The sequence below is a fragment of the Runella sp. SP2 genome (assembly GCF_003711225.1).
In the GTDB taxonomy this organism is placed as follows: domain Bacteria; phylum Bacteroidota; class Bacteroidia; order Cytophagales; family Spirosomataceae; genus Runella.
This window is the reverse complement of sequence record NZ_CP031030.1, coordinates 489003-508529: the sequence shown is the minus strand read 5'-3', so window position 1 is coordinate 508529 and position 19527 is coordinate 489003. Positions and strand designations below refer to the sequence as shown.

Here is a 19527-nt window from a genome sequence, read left to right as displayed (position 1 = left end):
CAGCTTCACGGTGCAGTAGAAATGTTCGTGTTTTGGTTTCTACTATTTTATAAACGCTGCTTTTAACGACAGTAAACAATGCTTACCAAGGAAGAAATTGAATTTTTGGACACCAACGGTTACCTTAAATTAGGGCAGTTACTTACCCCCGAGCAAGTAAAACAAGTCAACGAGCGACTCGCGGAGTTGATGGACAACGAAGGAGAAAATGCAGGCTCAGAGCTAGCCGATTCCAAATACATTCGCCATCCCAAAGAAGAAGGTGCCGACCGCTTGGCCGATTTGGTCAACAAAGGCTCCGTTTTTGACATTTTTTACACGCATCCACGGGTATTAGCAGGAATTGAAGCCGTTTTGGGGCACGAATTTAAGTTGTCGTCGCTCAATTATCGCGCGGCAAAGCCTGGAAAAGGCCATCAAAAACTCCACGTCGATTGGCGCAATGCCATCGCCGACGGCTCTTTTAAGGTGTGCAACAGCATTTGGTTGCTGGACGATTTTACTGAACAAAACGGCTCCACCCGCATCGTTCCCAAAACCCACAAAGGCAGCGTATTACCCGACGAAGCCATGGCCGACCCCAACGACAAACATCCCGACGAAATTCGCATTATTGCACCTGCAGGTTCGGTATTTATCTTTAATTCGCACGTTTGGCACGGAGGCACGACCAACTTCACCGACCGCGACCGTCGCAGCATACACAGTTATTTTTGTACCCGCGACCAGCCCCAACAAATTGACCAAAAGCGCTACATTACCCAAGAAACAAGTGAACGTATTGGGGAAGTAGGCAGCCACATTTTAGACGTGTAACTAACTGAAAAAAAAGACTTATGTCAACCCCTAAACTCCTTACCATTCCTGCGGACAAAATGCACAAAACGCTCAAGCGGATTCTTTTGCAGCACAATTTTCCTAAAAAAAGAGCCGAAGAATGTGCCATGACTTTCACGCAGAATAGTGTTGACGGAATCTATACCCACGGCATCAACCGTTTTCCTCGCTTCATCCAATACGTTCGCAACGGATACGTGATTCCCGACGCCAAACCGACGATAGTTCACCGTTTTGGGGGCATTGAGCAGTGGAACGGGAATTTGGGAGCAGGGCCTTCCAACGCCATTTTCGCTACCGAACGTGCCATGAAGTTAGCCCAAAAACACGGGATTGGATGCGTCGCGTTGGCCAATACCAACCACTGGATGCGCGGCGGGGCGTACGGCTGGCAAGCAGCAAAAGCAGGTTTTGCGTTCATCGGCTGGACCAATACCACCGCCAACATGCCTGCCTGGGGCGCTACCAATCCCAAATTAGGCAACAACCCGTTGGTATTTGCCGCTCCCTACGGCGACGAAGCCATCGTACTCGACATGGCGATGTCGCAGTACTCGTTTGGAGCAATGGAATTGGCCGTCATGAAAAATGAAAAACTTTCAGTAGTAGGCGGATACGACAAAGACGGGAACCTCACCGACGAGCCCGACAAAATTTTGGAATCGTGGCGGTCGTTGCCCGTTGGTTTTTGGAAAGGTGCTGGACTTTCGTTTTTGTTGGATGTACTTGCCGCTACTTTAGCCAATGGATTAGCCACGCACGAAATCACGCAAAAGCCAGCCGAAATGGCTTCTTCTCAGATTTTCATTGCGCTCGATTTGTCGAAACTAAGCAACTTTTCCAGCATTTCTTCAACCATTGACGCCATCATTCAGGACTATAAAACCTCCGTTCCCATCAAAGAACAAGGCCACGTAAGCTACCCAAGCGAGCGAGTACTAGCAACCCGACTCAAAAACAGTCAACAGGGAATTCCTGTGCTAGAAAACGTCTGGAAAGAAGTGACGGGGTTCTTGTAAGAAGCGAGTTTGCAAGCAGAAAGGAGCAAGTTTGCAAGGGGCAAGGGGCAAATTGCAAGCTTGCCTCATTTGCTCACTTGCCTCATTTTCTCACTTGCCCCTTGCCTTATTTGCCTACTTGCCTACTTGCCCCTTGCCCTTACGCCCAAACCTGCGTTCCTTCGGTGCAATTTTTACACATTTCGATTTCAGAACGGGAGCGAATCAGAGCTTGACGAAAATCGGTGTAGGCTTTGCTTTGCCAAAGGGTTTGAAAAGAAGTTTCGGACACGTCGCCAAGGCGATAGTGAGCGTCTTTATCGAAGCAGCAAGGGACAACTTTCCCATCCCACGTAATGACGCACGAATGCCACATTTTCCAACAATGTCCGTCGAGGCTATTTTTAATTCGGTAGGTGCCGTCGGTATTTTGGGCATAGCGGGAGTACTTATCAATCGTCGGGATGAGCGGGTCGCCTTGCTCGTATTCGTAAATTTGAGCGGTTTTAAAGCCTATTTCATCCACCCCAATTTCTTTGGCGAGGCGTTTGGCATCTTCAATTTGGTGTTCGTTGGGACGTACCACCAAAAACTGAAAAACAACGTGCGGCGTTTTAGAACCGAGCTGTTTCTTCCATTTCAGTATCGTACGCGTTCCTTCCAACACTTTTTCTAGCTTCCCTCCTACTCGGTACTGCTGATACACTTCCTGCGTTGTGCCGTCGATGGACACAATCAGGCGGTCGAGGCCGCTTTCTACCGTGCGACGGGCCGCTGCCTCGGTTAAGTAATGCGCATTGGTGGAAGTTGCGGTATAAATCCCTTTTTTGGAGGCATAACTGACCAATTCCAAAAACTTAGGATGCAGGTAAGGTTCCCCTTGAAAATAAAAAATGAGGTACAAAAGGGTATCAGCGAGTTCGTCGATGGTGCGTTTGAACAAATCACCGTCCAACATTCCCGTAGGTCGCGTAAACGACCGCAAACCACTAGGGCATTCGGGACAGCGCAAATTGCACGAAGTGGTAGGTTCAAACGAAATACTCATCGGAAGTCCACGGTGCAAGGCTTTGCCCGTGGACTTCGATTCGTAGAAGCTATAAATAACTTTTAGGGCGTTCCAAACCCGCTTGCGCGTAAGTTTGGAGAAAAAATTTAGCCCATCTTGTAGGTTACGATTCATGGAGTGGTTGTTAAAAATCAGCGGGATTTCGACGCTTGAGCCTATACCCTTGTTGTTCATCAAAGCAATCGACCGCCGTATTTGGGAATGCTTCTATAAGCGCTTTGACTACTGTAGGTACCTCAGAAAAAACTTCGTACCAAACCATAAAAAAGCCTTTTGAAATGGCTGCGGTTTGAAGAAGTCTCAAAAACGCAGGAGTAGTTTGTCCCCAGCTATCCCATTCATTTCGCCAATACTTAGCCATTTGTAGGGCTTCAAAACGATATTTCCACCGCAAATCCGTTGCCCGAGGGGTCACTACCACTTTATCTAGCTGGCAGAGGTTAACGGTATTTTGGCCTTTGGTCGCTTGCGCAAACGTTAAACCCGATTTGACTGTAATAATACAGGCATTTTTATTACGATAAGAAATATTTTTTGTTTCAAAGGCCAATATCGTATTGTGGAAATCAGGCAGATAATGCGTATCCGTTCCACACGGATTATTACTTTTGGCTCTGTTACACGGCCCGCAAGCCAATACCATATTGTCCCACGCCAGCAAAGAACCTTGGGGCTGATTAGGCTGAGGATTTTTAGGAACTACGTGCTCCACTTGAGGGCTATCGTTCAGTACCATATCGCAGTACGAGCAATAGTTCCCAATTCGCTCCACCAAGTCCATTCGCCAATCCTTGTAGTCACTCACTACTTTCATCTGCCCGTTTTCATCGATAGGCACTGGCCCACGAAAAATAGGTCTCATAGTGGCTGTTCAGGATTAAGTTGCTTTTTAAGCTTCTTCATTTGAAGCAATGCTCTCATTGCAGGGTCGGCTATTTGGGTTTCTATTTCTTCCAGTATATCTCGCGTAGTGGGTTCAGCTAATGTACCCGTTTCTAATGTTTCAAAATACGTTTTACTTAACTGTTCTTGCTGAGTGTTTTCAATACTATATGCGCTTTCTACGCCCATTATTTCTTGAGCCACCTCCTCGACGGTTAATTCTTTGGGCGACACATCCGATATGGCATCCAAATTAATTAACTCATTGCTATTCAGCGACTGTACAATAAAAGGCGAATGGGTAGTAGCCACAAACTGTATGTTCGGGAAAGCCGTTTTTAGGTCATTAACTACGTGCCGTTGCCAATTGGGGTGTAAGTGCATATCCAATTCGTCAATCAGCACAATCCCTTTGCTCTGCTTCACAGCTTCTTCTCCTAAATGGCTATTGAGTATGACACAACGGTAAGCAATCTCAGCGACAAGTCCCGCCATGGTACGCAAACCGTCGCTGAGGTAGTACAGAGGCATCTTGCTCGACTGTCCATCGGGCGTAAGGAGTGTTCCGAACAAATCATCGGTATCTTCATCCCACTCCTCCGCTGTCCAGTTGGGAATACACGTACTTATTGCCTCCAAAACAGCCTTCAAAAGCCCTTGCGAGCCGATTCCTTTGAGCTGTTTATAATAGTTACTTTTTATCCACTCCATCGGAGTGATACGATCAGAGCGTTGGTCAAGGCAGCGAGCATAGCCATCTTTCAGACGAGACCCTTTCGTTTTCAGTTTAAAGGTCTGTTTTGATTCTGCCCACAGTCGTGCTGTACTAAAAAATCCAAGCACAGGAAGATTTACTTTTTCTTCCAAATTTTCATTTACCCGTTGTTCTATCACTTGTGCAAAGCCAATCAGTTCATTGGCATCGGCAGAAGTGGTACGTCCATCGAGCGTATTTTTGCTTCGTTTCCAAGACACAGGCTGCCCATAAAAATCCCCTTTTACCATAAACTCACAGGGGAATTGAGGCACAAATCGTGTATTCAAATCAACCCTACGAATATCTTCTGAAAGAATATGAATCCTTTCGGCCTCTTTCAGGCCCAGCAAAAAAGTCCCCGCTGCCACCTTTAGTGATTGCAACAGCGTGGATTTCCCCTTTCCATTTTCTCCAATGACAACCGTAAAAAGGCTAGGAAACTGAAAAGTCTGTTCTTGAAAATTACGAAAATTTCGTAGCGTGATTTCTTCGATTCTCATGGAAATGTTTTTTGGATTAACCCAAAAACTGGCGCAAATAGTTTCGGCTGGTCAAAATCGCCGCTTTCACATCCTCAATACTGCCTTCATACGCCTTGTCTTCCACCTCAATACACACAGGACCACGGTAGCGCACGTCGGTCAGGGCCGCAAAGAATTTTCGCCAGTTGACATCACCCAAGCCTGGGAGTTTGGGGCTGTGGTATTCGAGCGGATTGGCCATAATACCAACACGGTCGAGCTTGTCTTTATACACTTTTGCGTCTTTGAGGTGGATATGGTGCAAGCGGTCTTTGTAATCGTAAATCGGCTTGGCTTCATCCATCATTTGCCAAATCATGTGCGATGGGTCGTAGTTCAGTCCTAAAATGGGGCTTGGAATAATTTCAAACATACGGTCCCAAATCGCAGGCGTCGTAGCCAAGTTTTTACCTCCAGGCCACTCGTCGTTGGTAAAAAACATGGGACAGTTTTCGATACCGATTTTCACGTTATGTTCTTCGGCTACCTTGATAATTTCGGGCCACACTTGGCCAAACGTCTTGAGGTTTTCGGTCACATTTTTGGACGGGTCACGCCCAACAAACGTATTGACATTCTGTAAACCTAGCTTCGCCGCCGCTTTAATGAGGGTTTTGATGTGTTCGCGGAAATAGGCCGCCTTTTCCGCATCGGAGTCCATGGGGTTAGGATAATAGCCCAAGCCCGAAATCGTAATTCCTTTTTCTTTGGCATAATACACCAAGTTTTGGGCGTACGCGCTGTCGGACAGTACGCGTTCGGCATTGATGTGCGTCACCCCTGCATAGCGGCGCGCGTCGGCATTATCAGAGGGCCAGCACATCATTTCTACGCACGAAAAGCCGTGATTAGCGGCAAAATCAATCACGTGTTCGTACCCAAAATCGGCCAAGATGGCACTCACAAATCCAAGTTTAAGCATGTTTTGAAATGGTTTTTATCAATTACTTTTGTTTCTAAAGTGCTGCTAGAAATAAGACTACTCCACAAAATACATCTCTATTTCGCCTTTATTTTTGGCAGCAATTTTTCCTCTTGGGATACAATTATACGTCTCTTTAATCAATTCGTACGTCGAACCACTCACGTTTACTTTTCCTGGTTCGCTGTGCTGCTCCATTCGCGCCGCCGTGTTGACGGTATCTCCCCATATATCGTACGCAAATTTATTAATCCCAACGATACCCGCTACCACTGGCCCCGAGCAAATCCCTACCCGCACCTCAAAATACAGTTCCCCTTCCTTGATTTTTTCCGCTTTTAGTTGCTTCATGAAAGCGCATATTTCCAAAGCTGCCTGTACGATGTTTTGGGCGTGATGATCGCTAGGGGTAGGTAAACCACCTGCACACATGTAAGCATCCCCAATCGTTTTAATCTTTTCGAGTCCGTAGTTTTTCACAATACGATCAAACGCCCTAAAGCAATGGTCAATTTCTGCGACCACTTTTTCGGCACTTTGGTTTTGACTGAATACAGTAAAGTCTTTAAAATCAGCAAAAAGCACCGACGTTGACTCATACTTTCGGGCTTTGGCTCTTCCCGTCGCTTTTAATTCATCGGCGATGTCCGACGGCAAAATATTCAAAAGTAAGTCATCCGATTTTTGCTTTTCGACGACCAACTCACGGGTTCGTTCGGCTACTTTTTGCTCCAAGATAACGTTTTGTTCGCGCACAATCCGCTCATTTTCCCTTGTTTGTGCCAGCAGAAGTTCCTGCGATTTTAGCCTTTCCTCTGCCACTGCTTGGCCTTCCCATTCAAAACGTTTGGTCAGCAAATATGAAAGGGTAATTGCCTCCGTAAGAAAGCCTAACGACACATACGACAAATCAAAAATGTACGTTGGGGTGCCCGTCAATTTGCTTTTGGTATCCAGCGCGGCCAACAAGAAGAACAGTAAATACGAAACAAAAAAGTAATACCCGATTCGATTGCCTTTTCTGCCCGCCTGTATCCCAAAAGTAGCCATAATTAACACCACCATCAGGCCATGGAAATTGGTCACGTATGCCAAAGTGAGCGGCGACAAAAACCGATGCCAGAAGATAAACGTCAAATAGTAAATAAAGAACCCCCACCCAACTTTATACAGTCGAGTACTTACTTTTTTGATGTCCAAAAAGAGCAGGGCAAAGGAGACTCCAATTGGCATATTAAAAATCGAAGTAATGAACATTCCATAAAACAAATCGGCTTTAGGATGTACATACAAAAGAAAACCTTCGACGTTGGAGGCCGTCAGGTAATAAATAAATACCAGCACCGCATAGTGTGCATAGGCTAATTTTTGAAGAGAAAAAAAGAAAAAGAGGTTGAGGATAACCACAAAGCCCATGATGCCCGTAAAAATCCCAAAAACGATGCGTTGGGTACCTATTTTCTCTTCATACACGTTTTCATTCCAAAGCCGAAGTGGCACCGCAAGTCCTAATGACTGAAAGCGTAAATAATAGGTCTGGGCGGCTGGGGGCAACAAAAAAAGCTGGTATTGGTGCTTATAAGCTTTCTGTTGAATAGGCGTCATAAATCCCTCTTGGACTACGTGCCATTTTTGGGTAGTAGGTTCTTGGTAATAAAAATCAACCTTCGACAAAATAGGTTGCGCTATTTCTAGCAGCACTTGGGTAGAGGCTACATTCCGAACTTGGACTTTGACCCAATAATAATCCTCATCATTGAAACTCAACACCTTCTGTTTTGATAGGGTAAACCTATCCGCAAATTGGGGCGAAGCAACGTCCTCTATTTTCAAACGACCACTTGTGTCTTTCAAAATCAACACTTGCTCGGCAATATCGACTACCTTTTGTTTTCCGTCCCAATTGATAACAGGGTTTTGCCCTAACACGGTCATTCCCCAGCAAAAGCACAAAATACCAACCACCCTGCTTGTTTTGCTGGTAGCTAACTCTGCCCATTGCCTAAGTAGTTGTACAATTATTTTCATCGTATGGCATCGTTTTATGCGATTGTCTCCCCTCAATTAGTGCTTACACATTGTCATGTCCCGCTTCCGAAAACTGCGTAGGAATGTTGAGTAAAAAGGCAAAAGTTATCCACCACACGCCCGCATATATCCCATAAGGCAAATACCCCAAATACCCTAAAATGGGCATTTCGAACAAATGATACGCATCTACATACGGTACGCTGTAGGCCCAATAAAGCGTATTTTCGGTGATTATTTGGCCATTGACGTGGTCGGCACTGAAGTAGTTCCAGCACTCAACACACACGCCCGAAACGACCCACGAAAGGGCAATCAGCAACAACGGCGACCAATTCCCGTCTTTAATAGGCGTAAAAGGCGACCATATTTTCATTTCGGACAACAAGATGGCCAAGATTATCAACGGGCTCAGCCACACGGCAAAGAAAAGCGTATCGGGAAAGAAGCTGATGGAAAACATCACCCCAAAACTCAGCACCAATAGCCCCATTTTTAGCCACTTGGGCACTACCAATTTTACTCCCTTGGAATACTTTGCCTTAAAAGATTCAAACGTATTGAACAAACTATACCATTCGAAGGCAATAGGAAAGACGGCCGTAGAAGCGAGCATGGAGTAACTCAAAAACTCCGCTGGCGGTATCTGCCCCCCTTGAGGATAGTACCAATTGTCATCCACAAAGAAGTTGAAATACTCAAAAAACATCCAACCTAAAATCGAAGCAAAAGCAATACCAACCAATTCCCGATGGCGTATCGTCGCCAGCGACCGTCCGTTATTTCTGGCGTACACGATTCCATCAATCATCAATGTAAAACTCCACCAAAGCAAAATATCGATAAATTTAAGAAACCAACGAATACCTTGGAATTTCCCCCAGAGTAAAATAAGACACCCACACCAGACCACTAACGAAATCCAAAACCAAAGGGGCAAAGACCTTTTTTTCTTGACCGAAACGTACACCACCACACGCTTAAAACCAAAAAGCCTTGGGTAAATATACAACAACGCGATGGCCACAAAAAAGACAGAAATAATGGCAAATACATACCCATTAAAGTGCGATTTGGCTTGGGGAACAATGGCTGGATACGTAAATAAATTGGGGGGCAAATCGCTATTAAACGCAATAAGTGCTCCGAGATAAGGTAAAAGAAAAAGCAGTACTAACGAGGCAATAATCCACAGCACTTTTTTAGAGATTTCCATACGGCATTATTTTTCAAGTGTAAGGTTATGTTTAAGGGCTTTTAAAAAAATACTCAGGAGTAGGTCTAACTTTAAGGCATCGTCGTACCAATGAAACCATATTTTAAGCGGTAGCAACACGCCCGAAAGTGTCTTTTCATTAACACTATACGTCACAAAGGACGTACTGTCTCGTAGCTGCTTTCGATAATACGCCAGCCACTGTTTTTCATTGGCAAACTCCCGTCCATTCCATTTTTCGAGCCCTATAACGGAGCAAAACGTAGAAAACCGCCGTGCGCGGTAGCCATTATCACCCAGATAATAGTCCGTTAGTAGTTCAGTACACCGCATCCCGTTCGAACTTCCAATGTCGTAATGATGGGCTATCACGTACGCGTCTATATCCCCCAGCATATCCGAAGCCGAAGCATCTACGTTTATTACCTCTTGTGCCTCCTTGCCACTCACCGATTTTCCGTTGTTTTTCAAGTAATCGAAAAGAAAATCGGCCGAACTACTCGCGATGTCACCCAACCATGTCACGACATCCACGTTGGAGTCAACATGCGGAACAAATGGAGTAAGAAATGATAAAAACGAAGGCAATGGGCTGACCACCTGCTTATAATTGATGGCATCCAAGCCCGCCAAGGTGTGGGCAACGTCACAAAAATGCCCTTCGGTCAGCACTACATCTTGGTGATCGCCTTCGTAAATAAAGGGCACTTTTCCCGCTCGGGTATCGCCAAAAACCTTGTCGTGGTCGGTATAAGTCACGACTCGATACACGGGCATATACACCAGCTTTTTATACCGAACAACTTCTTTCCCATGATTCACGGGAGAATCATGGAGAACCGTCTCAAAACGGCTTTCTATCGCTGCCGCCCCACGTATCAATTCGCTATTCCATCCCCATTGGTCATAAAAGATTTTACGCAAACGAGTAATCATTCGCTTGGTATTGTTTTGCTCAGGTGCCCAATAATCCTCTTCTTCTTTCAATAAACGGATAAACTCTTCAATCGTAAGTACACTTCTGGCATGATGCCCGGGTTCAGGTTGATTCGAAACAATAGGTTGAATTAGATTTTTCATAGTAGGGTAAGGTAAAGGTTAATCTCCTAAGGGAGTAGGTTTTGAGGCGCAACAAGGAAAATGTCAACGCATTGAAAAAGAAAGAGAATGTCAAAGAGCAGAGGCAAATGGAGGAAATTTCTAGCGCAGAAATTAGCTGGACGAATATAATCTATTTCGTCAACTTCTCACGCAAAACGCTTTAATAGTTTTAGGGCTAGGTTTGTAGCGCTAAATCATCAAGAAGACGATTGGTCGGAGAATCAGGGAAAGAGATAGCGGTTAGATTATCGATGGGCGTTTGGACTCAAAATAGGCGGTACGATATAGTGAAACACATTGCGTTTTTCACAGTTATTGTACCGAGCAGCTATCGAAGAGGTCATTTCGCTGAGCAAAGCGGCGAGCTTAATGAATTTGTCATTGAGTGAGTTTCGACAACTACATCCCTTTAATCCATAATTGTGTCTAAGTCCCAATAATCGCTACTTTGTGGAACATTATTTTTCAATAGTTCTTTTAAATTTTTCAACGCTCTAATTTCTCTTTGGTTTAATTTTTCAAAATTAAAGTAAGTTGGTGCAAATCCTTCAAGCTCATCAAAGAAATCTTGCATTTTATAAAGTTTTATTAAACAATTATTAAAGTTTATAAACAGCAATCTTTTTGATTCTATATCATATTCATTCTGAAGGATTTTTGACTTCATAATCAAAAAGTTATTAAATGAATTAAAAAAGTAACGACAATCTGAAAAAGGTTTTTCTAACTCTTTGATTTCAACAGGCATTATTTTGTAGCTATGTAATATGTTTTCAGCAATAACAGGTGCTTCTTTTTTGAATTTATGAGAAGCGCCAATTAGCCTTCTACATAAATCTTCGCAGTAAATAACAATATCGTTTCTTAGATTGTAGTAACATTCAGTAAACTCATACCAAGTCTTAACTCTAAAATGAGCATCTACAATACTATCAAAAATTTTATTCTTTTCTACATCGCTTTGAAAATGCAAATTTTCAGCAGAAACTTCTTTTTTTGACTCATCGTAGGCATATTGGTATTTCAACTTTACAAGTTTTGTCATTATGGACATGAAAGTATGTTTTCCTTTATATAATTCACAAAAAGGTATAGCGGAACGGATTGTATTTAATCGATTCATAGTAGCTTCATTTGGTGACTCACCTTCGACAAGCTCTGAATAAGTCATGCTAACCTGATTTCCACTTAATGAGATAGAACATTTCAGATGGGTTTCCAGCTTTGTAAGGATTTTATCTTTATTTTTCGTAAACCACTTATTGTGTTTTTCTGGATAAAGTCTATAAAGTGACTGCGAGAAAAAACTAAAAGAATTTATGTCCAAGTCAAGTATTTTAGAATTTTCGATAAGTTTTTCAGCCTGATTTAGACTTAAAATATTTTTTTAATCCAGTAAAACCAATCCATTACTTCACCAATCAAATCTAAATTTGTGTCATTAAATTCATATTTAAATTCGTTAGAATTCACAAAAAAACCAACATATTGAAAACCTCTATGAGTAATGGTTATCATATCACTCAACTCCTTTACTTCTCTGAAATTACGATTATCACTAAACAAACTAAAAAGATCAATTTCTTGAGTTGGTAGAAATTTGGCATTGAATAATAATAAAACACCCTCGTTAAATTTATCATAAGCCTCTTGGTAAACCTCTTTGTTCCTCAAAAAGAAAAGATATTCACCTATTTTAAAAATACCACTTAGGAAAGCCAAATATGTCTTTAAATCAGTCCTATCAGCAATATACTTGAAGTTTTCAATGAGAACCTCTACATCAAAACCTGGTATTTCTGATAAATTTCCAAGAAAAAATGGCTTTTGGCTGTCGTCAATCAATGAAATAGTTTTTAACGCAGTAATAGCAGGATTAGAGTAGTTTTCATGTAGTATTTTCAATAAGTGTGAGTTTCTAACCCAATGATAACCATGTATATAGTCGTCCTCTAAATAAACGAACTCATTATTTGTACTTTTTATAATTTCTTGGTAGTCAATATTTAGCTGTTCCGAAACTATCAAATGGTTAATATTAATAGGAGTTTTACAAGCATCTGCTAATAGGACTTTTCTTAAAAAATCAATTTTATCATTTTGATTATTTTTACGTATTTCTCTGACTTGTTCGGACAGTCGTTCATCCAACATCTGCCCTTGTGTAATTAGGAATATGAACTCAATGAGGCATTTTGGAGAACCAATTCTTTCATAAGCCCAATCAGAGTTTATAACACTTGTATGAATTTTGTTTTGCTTTTTTAAGTTTTGAAAAATAAGTTTAGCCTCCTGTCTATCAAAATATGGTATTAAAAACTCTAACGATACTTCTCCTACACTACCAAAATAATGATAATCATCATTTCGAGAAGTGATTAGAAAATTGATTGGATAACCTGCACAGTTTTGAATTATTTTGCTGAAGTGGCTTTTTGTATGGTTTACATCATCAATAAGAACACTCACTGGCAGCCCTAACTCTGATAAGGATTTTAGATAATTTGAAATTTGCTCTGAGTGCTCAACTGTTTCAACCGCCTTTATGGCAAAAGAATATTCATGATTCCAAAAATCATAAGCATATCTCAGTGCTAATGTAGATTTTCCTTGTCCGCTTGCTTCACGGATTATACAAATTCTTGTTTTACCAAATATCTCTTGAATTTTATTCAGCCATTTAGTCCTTCTTACGTCTAACCCAAGAGCGATATGCCCAAAACGAGTTTTTTTACCTTCGAAGTAATCTTTTGGTAAGCTATCTTCTCTCCAAGAAATTCTATCAATAAGCCCTCTACCATATGCCTCAAATTCTTGACCTCGTACTTTATTTTCAAAAAATCGAGTTTTAAAATCGTAAATATTAACTTTTGTAATTGTCTTCCTCTCAACTGACCAATCAAGAAATTTATACAGGAAACTCAGTAAAAAAATTTCAGCTTCATCTGGATGAATATCTAACAACAAAACCAATTTACTCTTAGAATCTTCTATCAGTGATTGTTTAGTAGTAGACTGAATTTCAGTGTTTAAGATAACAGTTTCAAGTTGAGTTCGAGTAATTCTCTTATCTTTTAGGGGCTTACATTTCAGAATGTCACCTACCAAATTAGCTTTTTCAGCAAGTGAACAATTTTTGGAAAATAGCTTTTTAATTGATTCTCGCTGCTCAAAATCTGTTACAAGTTGAAATGAATTCTCTGTACCAGTGGTTTTATTTTGGGATATGAAGTTTATAAGTGGCTCTGATAGCTGACATAAATGCCATGGAGTATTAGAAGTCTTCACTTGTACATAAACATTTCCTGCTTTTATAGGCTGTAAATCAAGGTCTTCAATACCTTCTAATGTAATAGAGCCTAATGGTTCTTCTGCCAAGAGCAGATTTAGGGTAATATTAAGAGCATAATGAATCTGAAAATCAATCCCCTTTATATTAACTGCGCCATGAAATCGTTGTTTGAATAATTTGATTTCTAATTCTGAATACATAAGATAATAGTTACATTTTTCTACAAATATAACCAAAATGGTCGGCAAAGGCTTGAACATTAAACCCCGCCGACCGATTTTTCTACAGCATTTCCACTTTCATCACATTATCATCCGAAATACGGTCGATGAGTTTGTTGTAGGGGTCGATGCCGCCTTTGAGGGGCTTGCCTTTTACTACCAACTCAATCGTGTGCTTGCCTGGGCTGAGTTTGTGTTTTTGGAGGTAAAGCGGCACTTTTTGCTTCATGCCGAGTTTGTTTTTAGACTCCTCCGTAAACACCCCAATGTCGATGTAGTTCGGCGTTTTTCCCTGCGCAATTTCCTTGCCCGTTTTGTCAAAATACAGCTTTTTCGTCTCTACTGTCAGCTTTATTTTATACTGGTCGCCTTTCAGTGGCGTCGCTTCTACGCCCGTCACTTTGTTTTCGTACAAGGTGATTTTTTTGATACAATCCTCCACAAAATACTTGAGCGAATCAGGCGTTTGGGTGTAAATACTGTTGTACCATTCGTCGGTCGTCGTAAAAGGCGCTTTCTGGCGGAAGGCCGTCCGTTCGGCATAGTCTTTCAGCCACGTGTTGAGGCGCTGCTCGCCCACCATGTCTTGCAGGGCATAAAACGTCAGCGTGCCTTTTCCGTACCAAATGTACGCCCCGTTTTCGTTGTCCATCAGCGGCTGTTCGCCTTTGTTTTCCGTTCCACGGCCGCGCAAATACTGGTCGAGGGCGTATTTGAGGCGCTCCTGCATCACGTCGCGGCCGTAAGTGTGGTGTAGCACCATGTGCGAACTGTACTCGGCCAATGCCTCAGCGATGTTGTTGGCCCCCCGCGTGAAACTCGGCATCACTTGGTGTCCCCACCACTGGTGCGCTACCTCGTGGGCCGTTACGTAATACGCATAATCGGTTTTGTTGGGGTCTGAGAAATCGGCCAAAAACCCAAAGTTTTCCGAATACATAATTGTATTGGGAAACGACTGCGCAAAGGTCTGATAACGAGGAAATTCCAAAATACGCATCTGTCGGAACTGGTACGGGCGAAAATTGGACGAACAGTAGCGCAAGGCGTCTTTCAACCCATTCATAAAGTGGGTAATGTTTTTATTATGCGTAGGATGGTGGAAAATTTCCACTTTAATATCCTGTCCATCAGAGTTCTTAACCGTTTCGCGGTGGACGGCATAACGCGCCGACGCGACGTTGAAGAACAAATCCATGAACTCGTTTTGTTGGTAATTGAAATACTTACGACCGTTTTGCGTCCATTCTTTTTGCAAATACCCAGGCATAATTGCGATTTGGTCGGGTTCGGTACTGACCGTGCCTTCAAACGTTATCCAGTCGCCTTCTTGGGTAAACAAGAAATTCTGTAACCCCGTCGAGTCAGTGCGTTTGGGCATTTCAAATTCCCGAATCGGTAATTTGTACTTTTTCCGATACCGCTCCGACGAAAGTTCGGCTTGCTGACTGTACCCAATGTTCGGGAACAAATCGCCTTGGTTCACAAAAGTACCATTGTCCGTAATCGTAAATTGCTCTTCTCCCCCATTGCGAAAGCCCCTAAATTCACCATGCGACACGATTTCAAGCACCGCCGAGTCGTTGGGCATCAGTGTTTTTGGTAATTTGTAAATGTAGAACCGTTGAATCGTATCGTTCAACAATTTCTTAGGCTCCACTCCGTCAATTTTTAGGCTCATTCGGTAATGAGGGAAACCACCTCCCACGTTCAAAATCAGCGAATCCAACGGGCGATTGTGCTTATTTTTTATCACAAATCGACCACGGGCATCTATCATTCGTTTTTTAGGGAATAAATCTACCTCTACCTTCACCGACGTCACTTTAGGCTGTGCTTTGAGGTAATATTTACGGTATTTTTCTTCATACTCCGCGCTTCGTTTGCGGCCTTCTTCGGCGGTACGGTACTTGTTCAATACACTTTGGTTGTAATAAATAAAGCCCGCTGAACCTAACCAAACAAGGGTAAACACCGACAGCAACGCCCCTGTAGCAGGCGTAAAGCGCTGCATGGCCAAGCGCCAACGGTTTTTGAAATTGGTTTCCGTTCCGCGTGACCAAAAGAGGTTACCAATCACCAAAAAGACCGCTGCCAATCCGCCCCAGCACAACAAATACCACATGGTATTTTCGGTAAATCCAAACCCATTCATGTCAGAATAAGTCGAAGTAGGAACGGCGTTGAAATACAGCAACATGTATTTGTATTCCGAAAAAGCCCGCGTGCCGTACAGCACCGCCCAAAAAGCAATGTTGACCACGTGCCCCGTCATTTTGTTGTTGACCAGAGTATGAATCAAAAACGTAATCATGGTCAGGAACGTCCACTGCAAAATAGGAACTACGTAGCCTTGCAAGTACAACGACAAATTATAATCAAAATAGCCTTTGATAGTTTGCCAAGTAATACCGCATAAAATCCCCACGATAGGAATAAACAGCATCACCCCAATCATAGCCAAGAACTTAGAACCGTACACCAGCCAGTTGGGCAACGGCAAAGCATCGCCAATGAGGTGAAAATTGACCGTTCGGTCGCGGTGCACGACTTCGCCCGTAATGAAAATAATCAGGATAATCACCACAAAATAGAATGTACTGTCTTTGGACTCTAACATCAAATAAGTAGTTGGCAATGAATCGGTTCCGTACATCATCCCTGCGTACTGATTGTCTAAAAACAAGAACAACGCCGCCGCCAACAAAATAGCAATAAAGAAGGGGTCTCGAACAATGTTCCGAAACTCGACTTTGGCCATGCTGAGCATTTGCCTCAAATAACGACCCGTGGTGTAGGCTTTTGCGGCCACGGGCAAATCCGCCAATGAGCGTGGAGCAGCTGCTTTTTCGGTTTTCTTTTTGGAAATTTTTTGAGATTTCGGTGCAATGAAGCGTTGAAAATCAAAGCGAAATAACAAATACAACAATGGCAGCAACCCTACGCCTATCCATAGCAAACGGTTCCACAGAAAATTACCTTCCAGTGGGAAAAAACGGGTATTTTGTTCGGTAACTGTCCAGTAACGCGTCAAATCATCAAGCGCTCCCAAGGCAAAAGGGTCGAGAATAGCGGCCAGCGACTTGTTGTCCAAATCGGTCATCAACGAAGAGGCTACCAAGTAAGTCACCAACAAAACCACCCCACCCGCATAGGTAACAAACACCCGTTTGGTCAAGGCCACCAAGCTAAAAAAGAGACTTCCCGCAAAGAACAAATTGGGAACGCCTACGACCAAGTAAGGCCACAGGTAGTTCAGTAAGTTGTAAGGGCCAATGCGTTCGACATTATCGCCCACCTCGAAGGTTTGGCCAATAATACAACCAAACAAGTGCCCTACTATCATCCCTGAACCAATAAATAACAGTGTCAGAAAAGACCCAACAAAACGACCCATCAAGTAGCCTTTTTCGGAAATTGGGTAGCTGAAATAGTAATTTTGGGTTTTGTGCTCAATGTCGCGATAGACGGGCACACCCATCACGGCCGTTGCAAGCATGATACCGAACACACTCATCACGGCAATGAAAACCCCCGCAATCGCAGGGCCGTTGATGAATACTTTTTCGGACGAGCCGCCGCTGATGCTCACCGAACCAAACAGTGCCAGCACCAACGAAAATAGAAACATCACCGCCCAATAGCCCCAAGTCGCGGGTCGCTTAAAGCGGTATTTTAGTTCAAAGGAAAGTATGGTTGAAAACATAAATTTAGCTGTGTTTGACTTCGCTCTTTAATTAAAAATGACAAAAAAAGGCTACACTGCCAGTCCTTGGCGAACCGTGATTTCTGAGAAATATACATCTTCTAAATCGGGCGTAGCCGCTTCAAAGCCTTCGAGTGGCTCGTCGGCAATGACCCTAATTTGAGTTTTTCCCATTTTCAGCGAAGTCGAAATCACTTGGTAGTTTTCGCGATAGTCGTTCAGCTCGTGTTTTTCAATACTTTTCTTAAATACCTTACCTTCAAGGCTTTTCACCAGCTCGTTAGGATTTCCTTTGGCTACAACTTCGCCCAAACAAATGATGGCCATGTGCGAACAAAGGTTGGTTACATCTTCCACGATGTGCGTTGAGAGAATCACAATCGTGTTTTCGCCAATTTCCGAAAGTAGGTTGTGAAAGCGGTTACGTTCGGCAGGGTCGAGGCCCGCCGTAGGTTCATCGACAATGATGAGTTTAGGATTGCCAATAAGTGCCTGAGCAATGCCAAAACGTTGTTTCATCCCTCCCGAATACGTCCCCAAGTTTTTCTTGCGGGCTTCGTAGAGGTTTACTTTTTGCAGAAGCGCCGTTACAATATCCTTACGCTCGCCACGGTTCGAAATCCCTTTTAGGTCGGCGATGTGATCGAGCATGGTTTCGGCACTGACGCGCGGATATACTCCAAATTCTTGCGGCAAGTATCCTAAAATTTTACGTACCTCCTCTTTTTGGCGTAGCACGTCCAAGTCATCGAGCGAAATACTACCGCTATCGGCCTCTTGAAGGGTCGCAATGGTACGCATCAAGGAACTTTTACCCGCGCCATTGGGGCCCAAAAGCCCAAACATCCCCTGCGGAATCGTGAGCGTAACATCTTTGAGGGCTTGTACTCCATTAGAATACGTTTTGGAAAGGTTGGTAATGGTTAGCTGCATGAGAAATTAGTTTGTAGGTTTTGATGGTTTGTGCGAAAATAGAAAAAAACACACGCCGTCTGTCATTTTTAGGATTAATGGCGATATAGGCAGATGAATGTTAGGCAATAGCAAATGAGTTTATTGTTTTGTAAATTTGTAAAAAAAGAAACTTATGACATCTCTTCAATACATAACTGATAAGAGGGGGCGTAAAAAAGCCGTCATTATTCCAATTAAGGAATGGGAGAAGTACCAAAAGGCACTCGATTTGCTGGAAGAGAAACAAGAACTAGAGGCACCCATCTTTACTAAAGATGAAATAATAACGAATCTTAAAGAAGCAGTGGAAGAAGTAAAGCTATATCGTCAGGGGAAAATTGAGCTTCAGACAGCAGAAGATTTCTTGGCGGAGCTCAAACAAGAAGGTTATCTATGACAATCAGCTTTTTTTGCTTACTATTTACGACAAATCAGAAAAAGAAAATATAACCTCTCAAGAACTTTCTTCGTTATTGAAGGAAATCGATTTTTCTGATTAACGATGAAGCCTTCCTACCATTTACGCCGCTGGCAAAAAGGAGACGAGCGTTCGCTCGTTCGCTATGCCAACAATTACCACATTTGGCGCAACGTGCGCGACGCCTTCCCACATCCGTACACAAGTGATGATGCCTTCCATTGGATAAATATGTGCGAATCCGAAAAAATACCTACGGTGTTTGCGATTGAGGTCGAGGGAGAAGCCGTGGGCTGCGTGGGAATTGTTTTACAAAAAGATATTTTTTGTAAAAATGCCGAAATTGGCTATTGGCTTGGGGAGCCTTTTTGGGGAAAAGGAATCATTACTGAAGCGGTATTAGAAATCACTGATTACGCCTTTCGCACGTTCGCTTTGCACCGCCTATATGCTGGTGTAATGGCCCACAATCCTGCATCAATGAAAGTATTAGAAAAAGCAGGTTATCACTTGGAGGCCATTCTGAAGAAATCTATTTACAAAGAAAATACCTTCATCGACGAGCACCTCTACGTCCGATTTCGAGAAGGGTAAATGAGAAATGG

At 43.0% G+C, this 19527-nt stretch carries 15 protein-coding genes; 4 read left to right on the top strand and 11 right to left on the bottom strand.

The genetic code is table 11. The features are described from left to right. Positions 1 to 78: 78 nt before the first annotated feature. On the top strand, positions 79 to 816 hold the full coding sequence (locus tag DTQ70_RS01995; RefSeq protein WP_122929255.1) for a phytanoyl-CoA dioxygenase family protein: 738 nt from the start codon (positions 79 to 81) through the stop codon (positions 814 to 816). Positions 817 to 836: 20 nt separating this feature from the next. Then, positions 837 to 1856, top strand: coding sequence for a 3-dehydro-L-gulonate 2-dehydrogenase (gene yiaK, locus DTQ70_RS01990; RefSeq protein WP_122929254.1), 1020 nt, complete (start codon positions 837 to 839; stop codon positions 1854 to 1856). 139 nt (positions 1857 to 1995) lie between these two features. Here yiaK and DTQ70_RS01985 read toward each other — a convergent pair whose 3' ends face one another. The 11 genes from DTQ70_RS01985 to DTQ70_RS01935 all read right to left on the bottom strand — a co-directional run bounded on the left by DTQ70_RS01985 (position 1996) and on the right by DTQ70_RS01935 (position 18483). Next, the gene (locus tag DTQ70_RS01985) at positions 1996 to 3018 is read right to left on the bottom strand and encodes a radical SAM/SPASM domain-containing protein (protein WP_122929253.1); all 1023 of its coding nucleotides are present in this window, start codon (positions 3016 to 3018) and stop codon (positions 1996 to 1998) included. Between the two features lie 10 nt (positions 3019 to 3028). After that, positions 3029 to 3766: an HNH endonuclease gene (locus tag DTQ70_RS01980; RefSeq protein ID WP_122929252.1), complete on the bottom strand. Its 738-nt coding sequence runs from the start codon at positions 3764 to 3766 to the stop codon at positions 3029 to 3031. Next, positions 3763 to 5043: an AAA family ATPase gene (locus tag DTQ70_RS01975; RefSeq protein ID WP_122929251.1), complete on the bottom strand. Its 1281-nt coding sequence runs from the start codon at positions 5041 to 5043 to the stop codon at positions 3763 to 3765. Before DTQ70_RS01975 ends, DTQ70_RS01980 begins: the two co-directional genes overlap by 4 nt. Positions 5044 to 5059: 16 nt before the next feature. Continuing rightward, on the bottom strand, positions 5060 to 5986 hold the full coding sequence (locus DTQ70_RS01970; RefSeq protein ID WP_122929250.1) for a sugar phosphate isomerase/epimerase: 927 nt from the start codon (positions 5984 to 5986) through the stop codon (positions 5060 to 5062). Positions 5987 to 6043: 57 nt separating this feature from the next. Continuing rightward, complete coding sequence (locus DTQ70_RS01965) at positions 6044 to 8014, bottom strand: adenylate/guanylate cyclase domain-containing protein (RefSeq protein ID WP_122929249.1); 1971 nt, start codon at positions 8012 to 8014, stop codon at positions 6044 to 6046. A 43-nt stretch (positions 8015 to 8057) separates the two neighbouring features. Further along, positions 8058 to 9230 (bottom strand): hypothetical protein, encoded by a 1173-nt coding sequence (locus tag DTQ70_RS01960; RefSeq protein WP_122929248.1) that lies wholly within the window; start codon positions 9228 to 9230, stop codon positions 8058 to 8060. 6 nt (positions 9231 to 9236) lie between these two features. Continuing rightward, positions 9237 to 10310 carry a hypothetical protein gene (locus tag DTQ70_RS01955; RefSeq protein ID WP_122929247.1) on the bottom strand — a complete coding sequence of 358 codons (1074 nt, stop codon included), beginning with the start codon at positions 10308 to 10310 and terminating at the stop codon, positions 9237 to 9239. Positions 10311 to 10740: 430 nt separating this feature from the next. Further along, on the bottom strand, positions 10741 to 11502 hold the full coding sequence (locus DTQ70_RS01950; RefSeq protein WP_164489814.1) for a hypothetical protein: 762 nt from the start codon (positions 11500 to 11502) through the stop codon (positions 10741 to 10743). Positions 11503 to 11705: 203 nt separating this feature from the next. Next, entirely contained in the window at positions 11706 to 13823 is a 2118-nt protein-coding gene (locus DTQ70_RS01945; protein ID WP_122929245.1) for a hypothetical protein, read from the bottom strand. Between the two features lie 82 nt (positions 13824 to 13905). Further along, a complete protein-coding gene (locus DTQ70_RS01940; RefSeq protein WP_122929244.1) occupies positions 13906 to 17550 on the bottom strand; it encodes a M1 family aminopeptidase in 3645 nt (1214 codons plus the stop codon). 51 nt (positions 17551 to 17601) lie between these two features. After that, positions 17602 to 18483 carry an ABC transporter ATP-binding protein gene (locus DTQ70_RS01935; RefSeq protein WP_122929243.1) on the bottom strand — a complete coding sequence of 294 codons (882 nt, stop codon included), beginning with the start codon at positions 18481 to 18483 and terminating at the stop codon, positions 17602 to 17604. 154 nt (positions 18484 to 18637) lie between these two features. On the opposite strand from DTQ70_RS01935, the gene DTQ70_RS01930 reads away from it, so the two are divergent. Together DTQ70_RS01930 and DTQ70_RS01925 are read left to right on the top strand one after the other, a co-directional pair. Next, positions 18638 to 18901, top strand: coding sequence for a hypothetical protein (locus DTQ70_RS01930; RefSeq protein ID WP_122929242.1), 264 nt, complete (start codon positions 18638 to 18640; stop codon positions 18899 to 18901). Positions 18902 to 19006: 105 nt separating this feature from the next. Then, positions 19007 to 19516, top strand: a complete 510-nt coding sequence (locus DTQ70_RS01925) for a GNAT family N-acetyltransferase (protein WP_122929241.1) — start codon at positions 19007 to 19009, stop codon at positions 19514 to 19516. Positions 19517 to 19527: the final 11 nt, after the last annotated feature.

Bases quoted from the DNA above. Each gene is read 5' to 3' on its own strand.
- DTQ70_RS01995 (WP_122929255.1), top strand. From the start codon at position 79: ATGCTTACCAAGGAAGAAATTGAATTTTTGGACACCAACGGTTACCTT.
- yiaK (WP_122929254.1), top strand. From the start codon at position 837: ATGTCAACCCCTAAACTCCTTACCATTCCTGCGGACAAAATGCACAAA.
- DTQ70_RS01985 (WP_122929253.1), bottom strand. From the start codon at position 3,018: ATGAATCGTAACCTACAAGATGGGCTAAATTTTTTCTCCAAACTTACG.
- DTQ70_RS01980 (WP_122929252.1), bottom strand. From the start codon at position 3,766: ATGAGACCTATTTTTCGTGGGCCAGTGCCTATCGATGAAAACGGGCAG.
- DTQ70_RS01975 (WP_122929251.1), bottom strand. From the start codon at position 5,043: ATGAGAATCGAAGAAATCACGCTACGAAATTTTCGTAATTTTCAAGAA.
- DTQ70_RS01970 (WP_122929250.1), bottom strand. From the start codon at position 5,986: ATGCTTAAACTTGGATTTGTGAGTGCCATCTTGGCCGATTTTGGGTAC.
- DTQ70_RS01965 (WP_122929249.1), bottom strand. From the start codon at position 8,014: ATGAAAATAATTGTACAACTACTTAGGCAATGGGCAGAGTTAGCTACC.
- DTQ70_RS01960 (WP_122929248.1), bottom strand. From the start codon at position 9,230: ATGGAAATCTCTAAAAAAGTGCTGTGGATTATTGCCTCGTTAGTACTG.
- DTQ70_RS01955 (WP_122929247.1), bottom strand. From the start codon at position 10,310: ATGAAAAATCTAATTCAACCTATTGTTTCGAATCAACCTGAACCCGGG.
- DTQ70_RS01950 (WP_164489814.1), bottom strand. From the start codon at position 11,502: ATGACTTATTCAGAGCTTGTCGAAGGTGAGTCACCAAATGAAGCTACT.
- DTQ70_RS01945 (WP_122929245.1), bottom strand. From the start codon at position 13,823: ATGTATTCAGAATTAGAAATCAAATTATTCAAACAACGATTTCATGGC.
- DTQ70_RS01940 (WP_122929244.1), bottom strand. From the start codon at position 17,550: ATGTTTTCAACCATACTTTCCTTTGAACTAAAATACCGCTTTAAGCGA.
- DTQ70_RS01935 (WP_122929243.1), bottom strand. From the start codon at position 18,483: ATGCAGCTAACCATTACCAACCTTTCCAAAACGTATTCTAATGGAGTA.
- DTQ70_RS01930 (WP_122929242.1), top strand. From the start codon at position 18,638: ATGACATCTCTTCAATACATAACTGATAAGAGGGGGCGTAAAAAAGCC.
- DTQ70_RS01925 (WP_122929241.1), top strand. From the start codon at position 19,007: ATGAAGCCTTCCTACCATTTACGCCGCTGGCAAAAAGGAGACGAGCGT.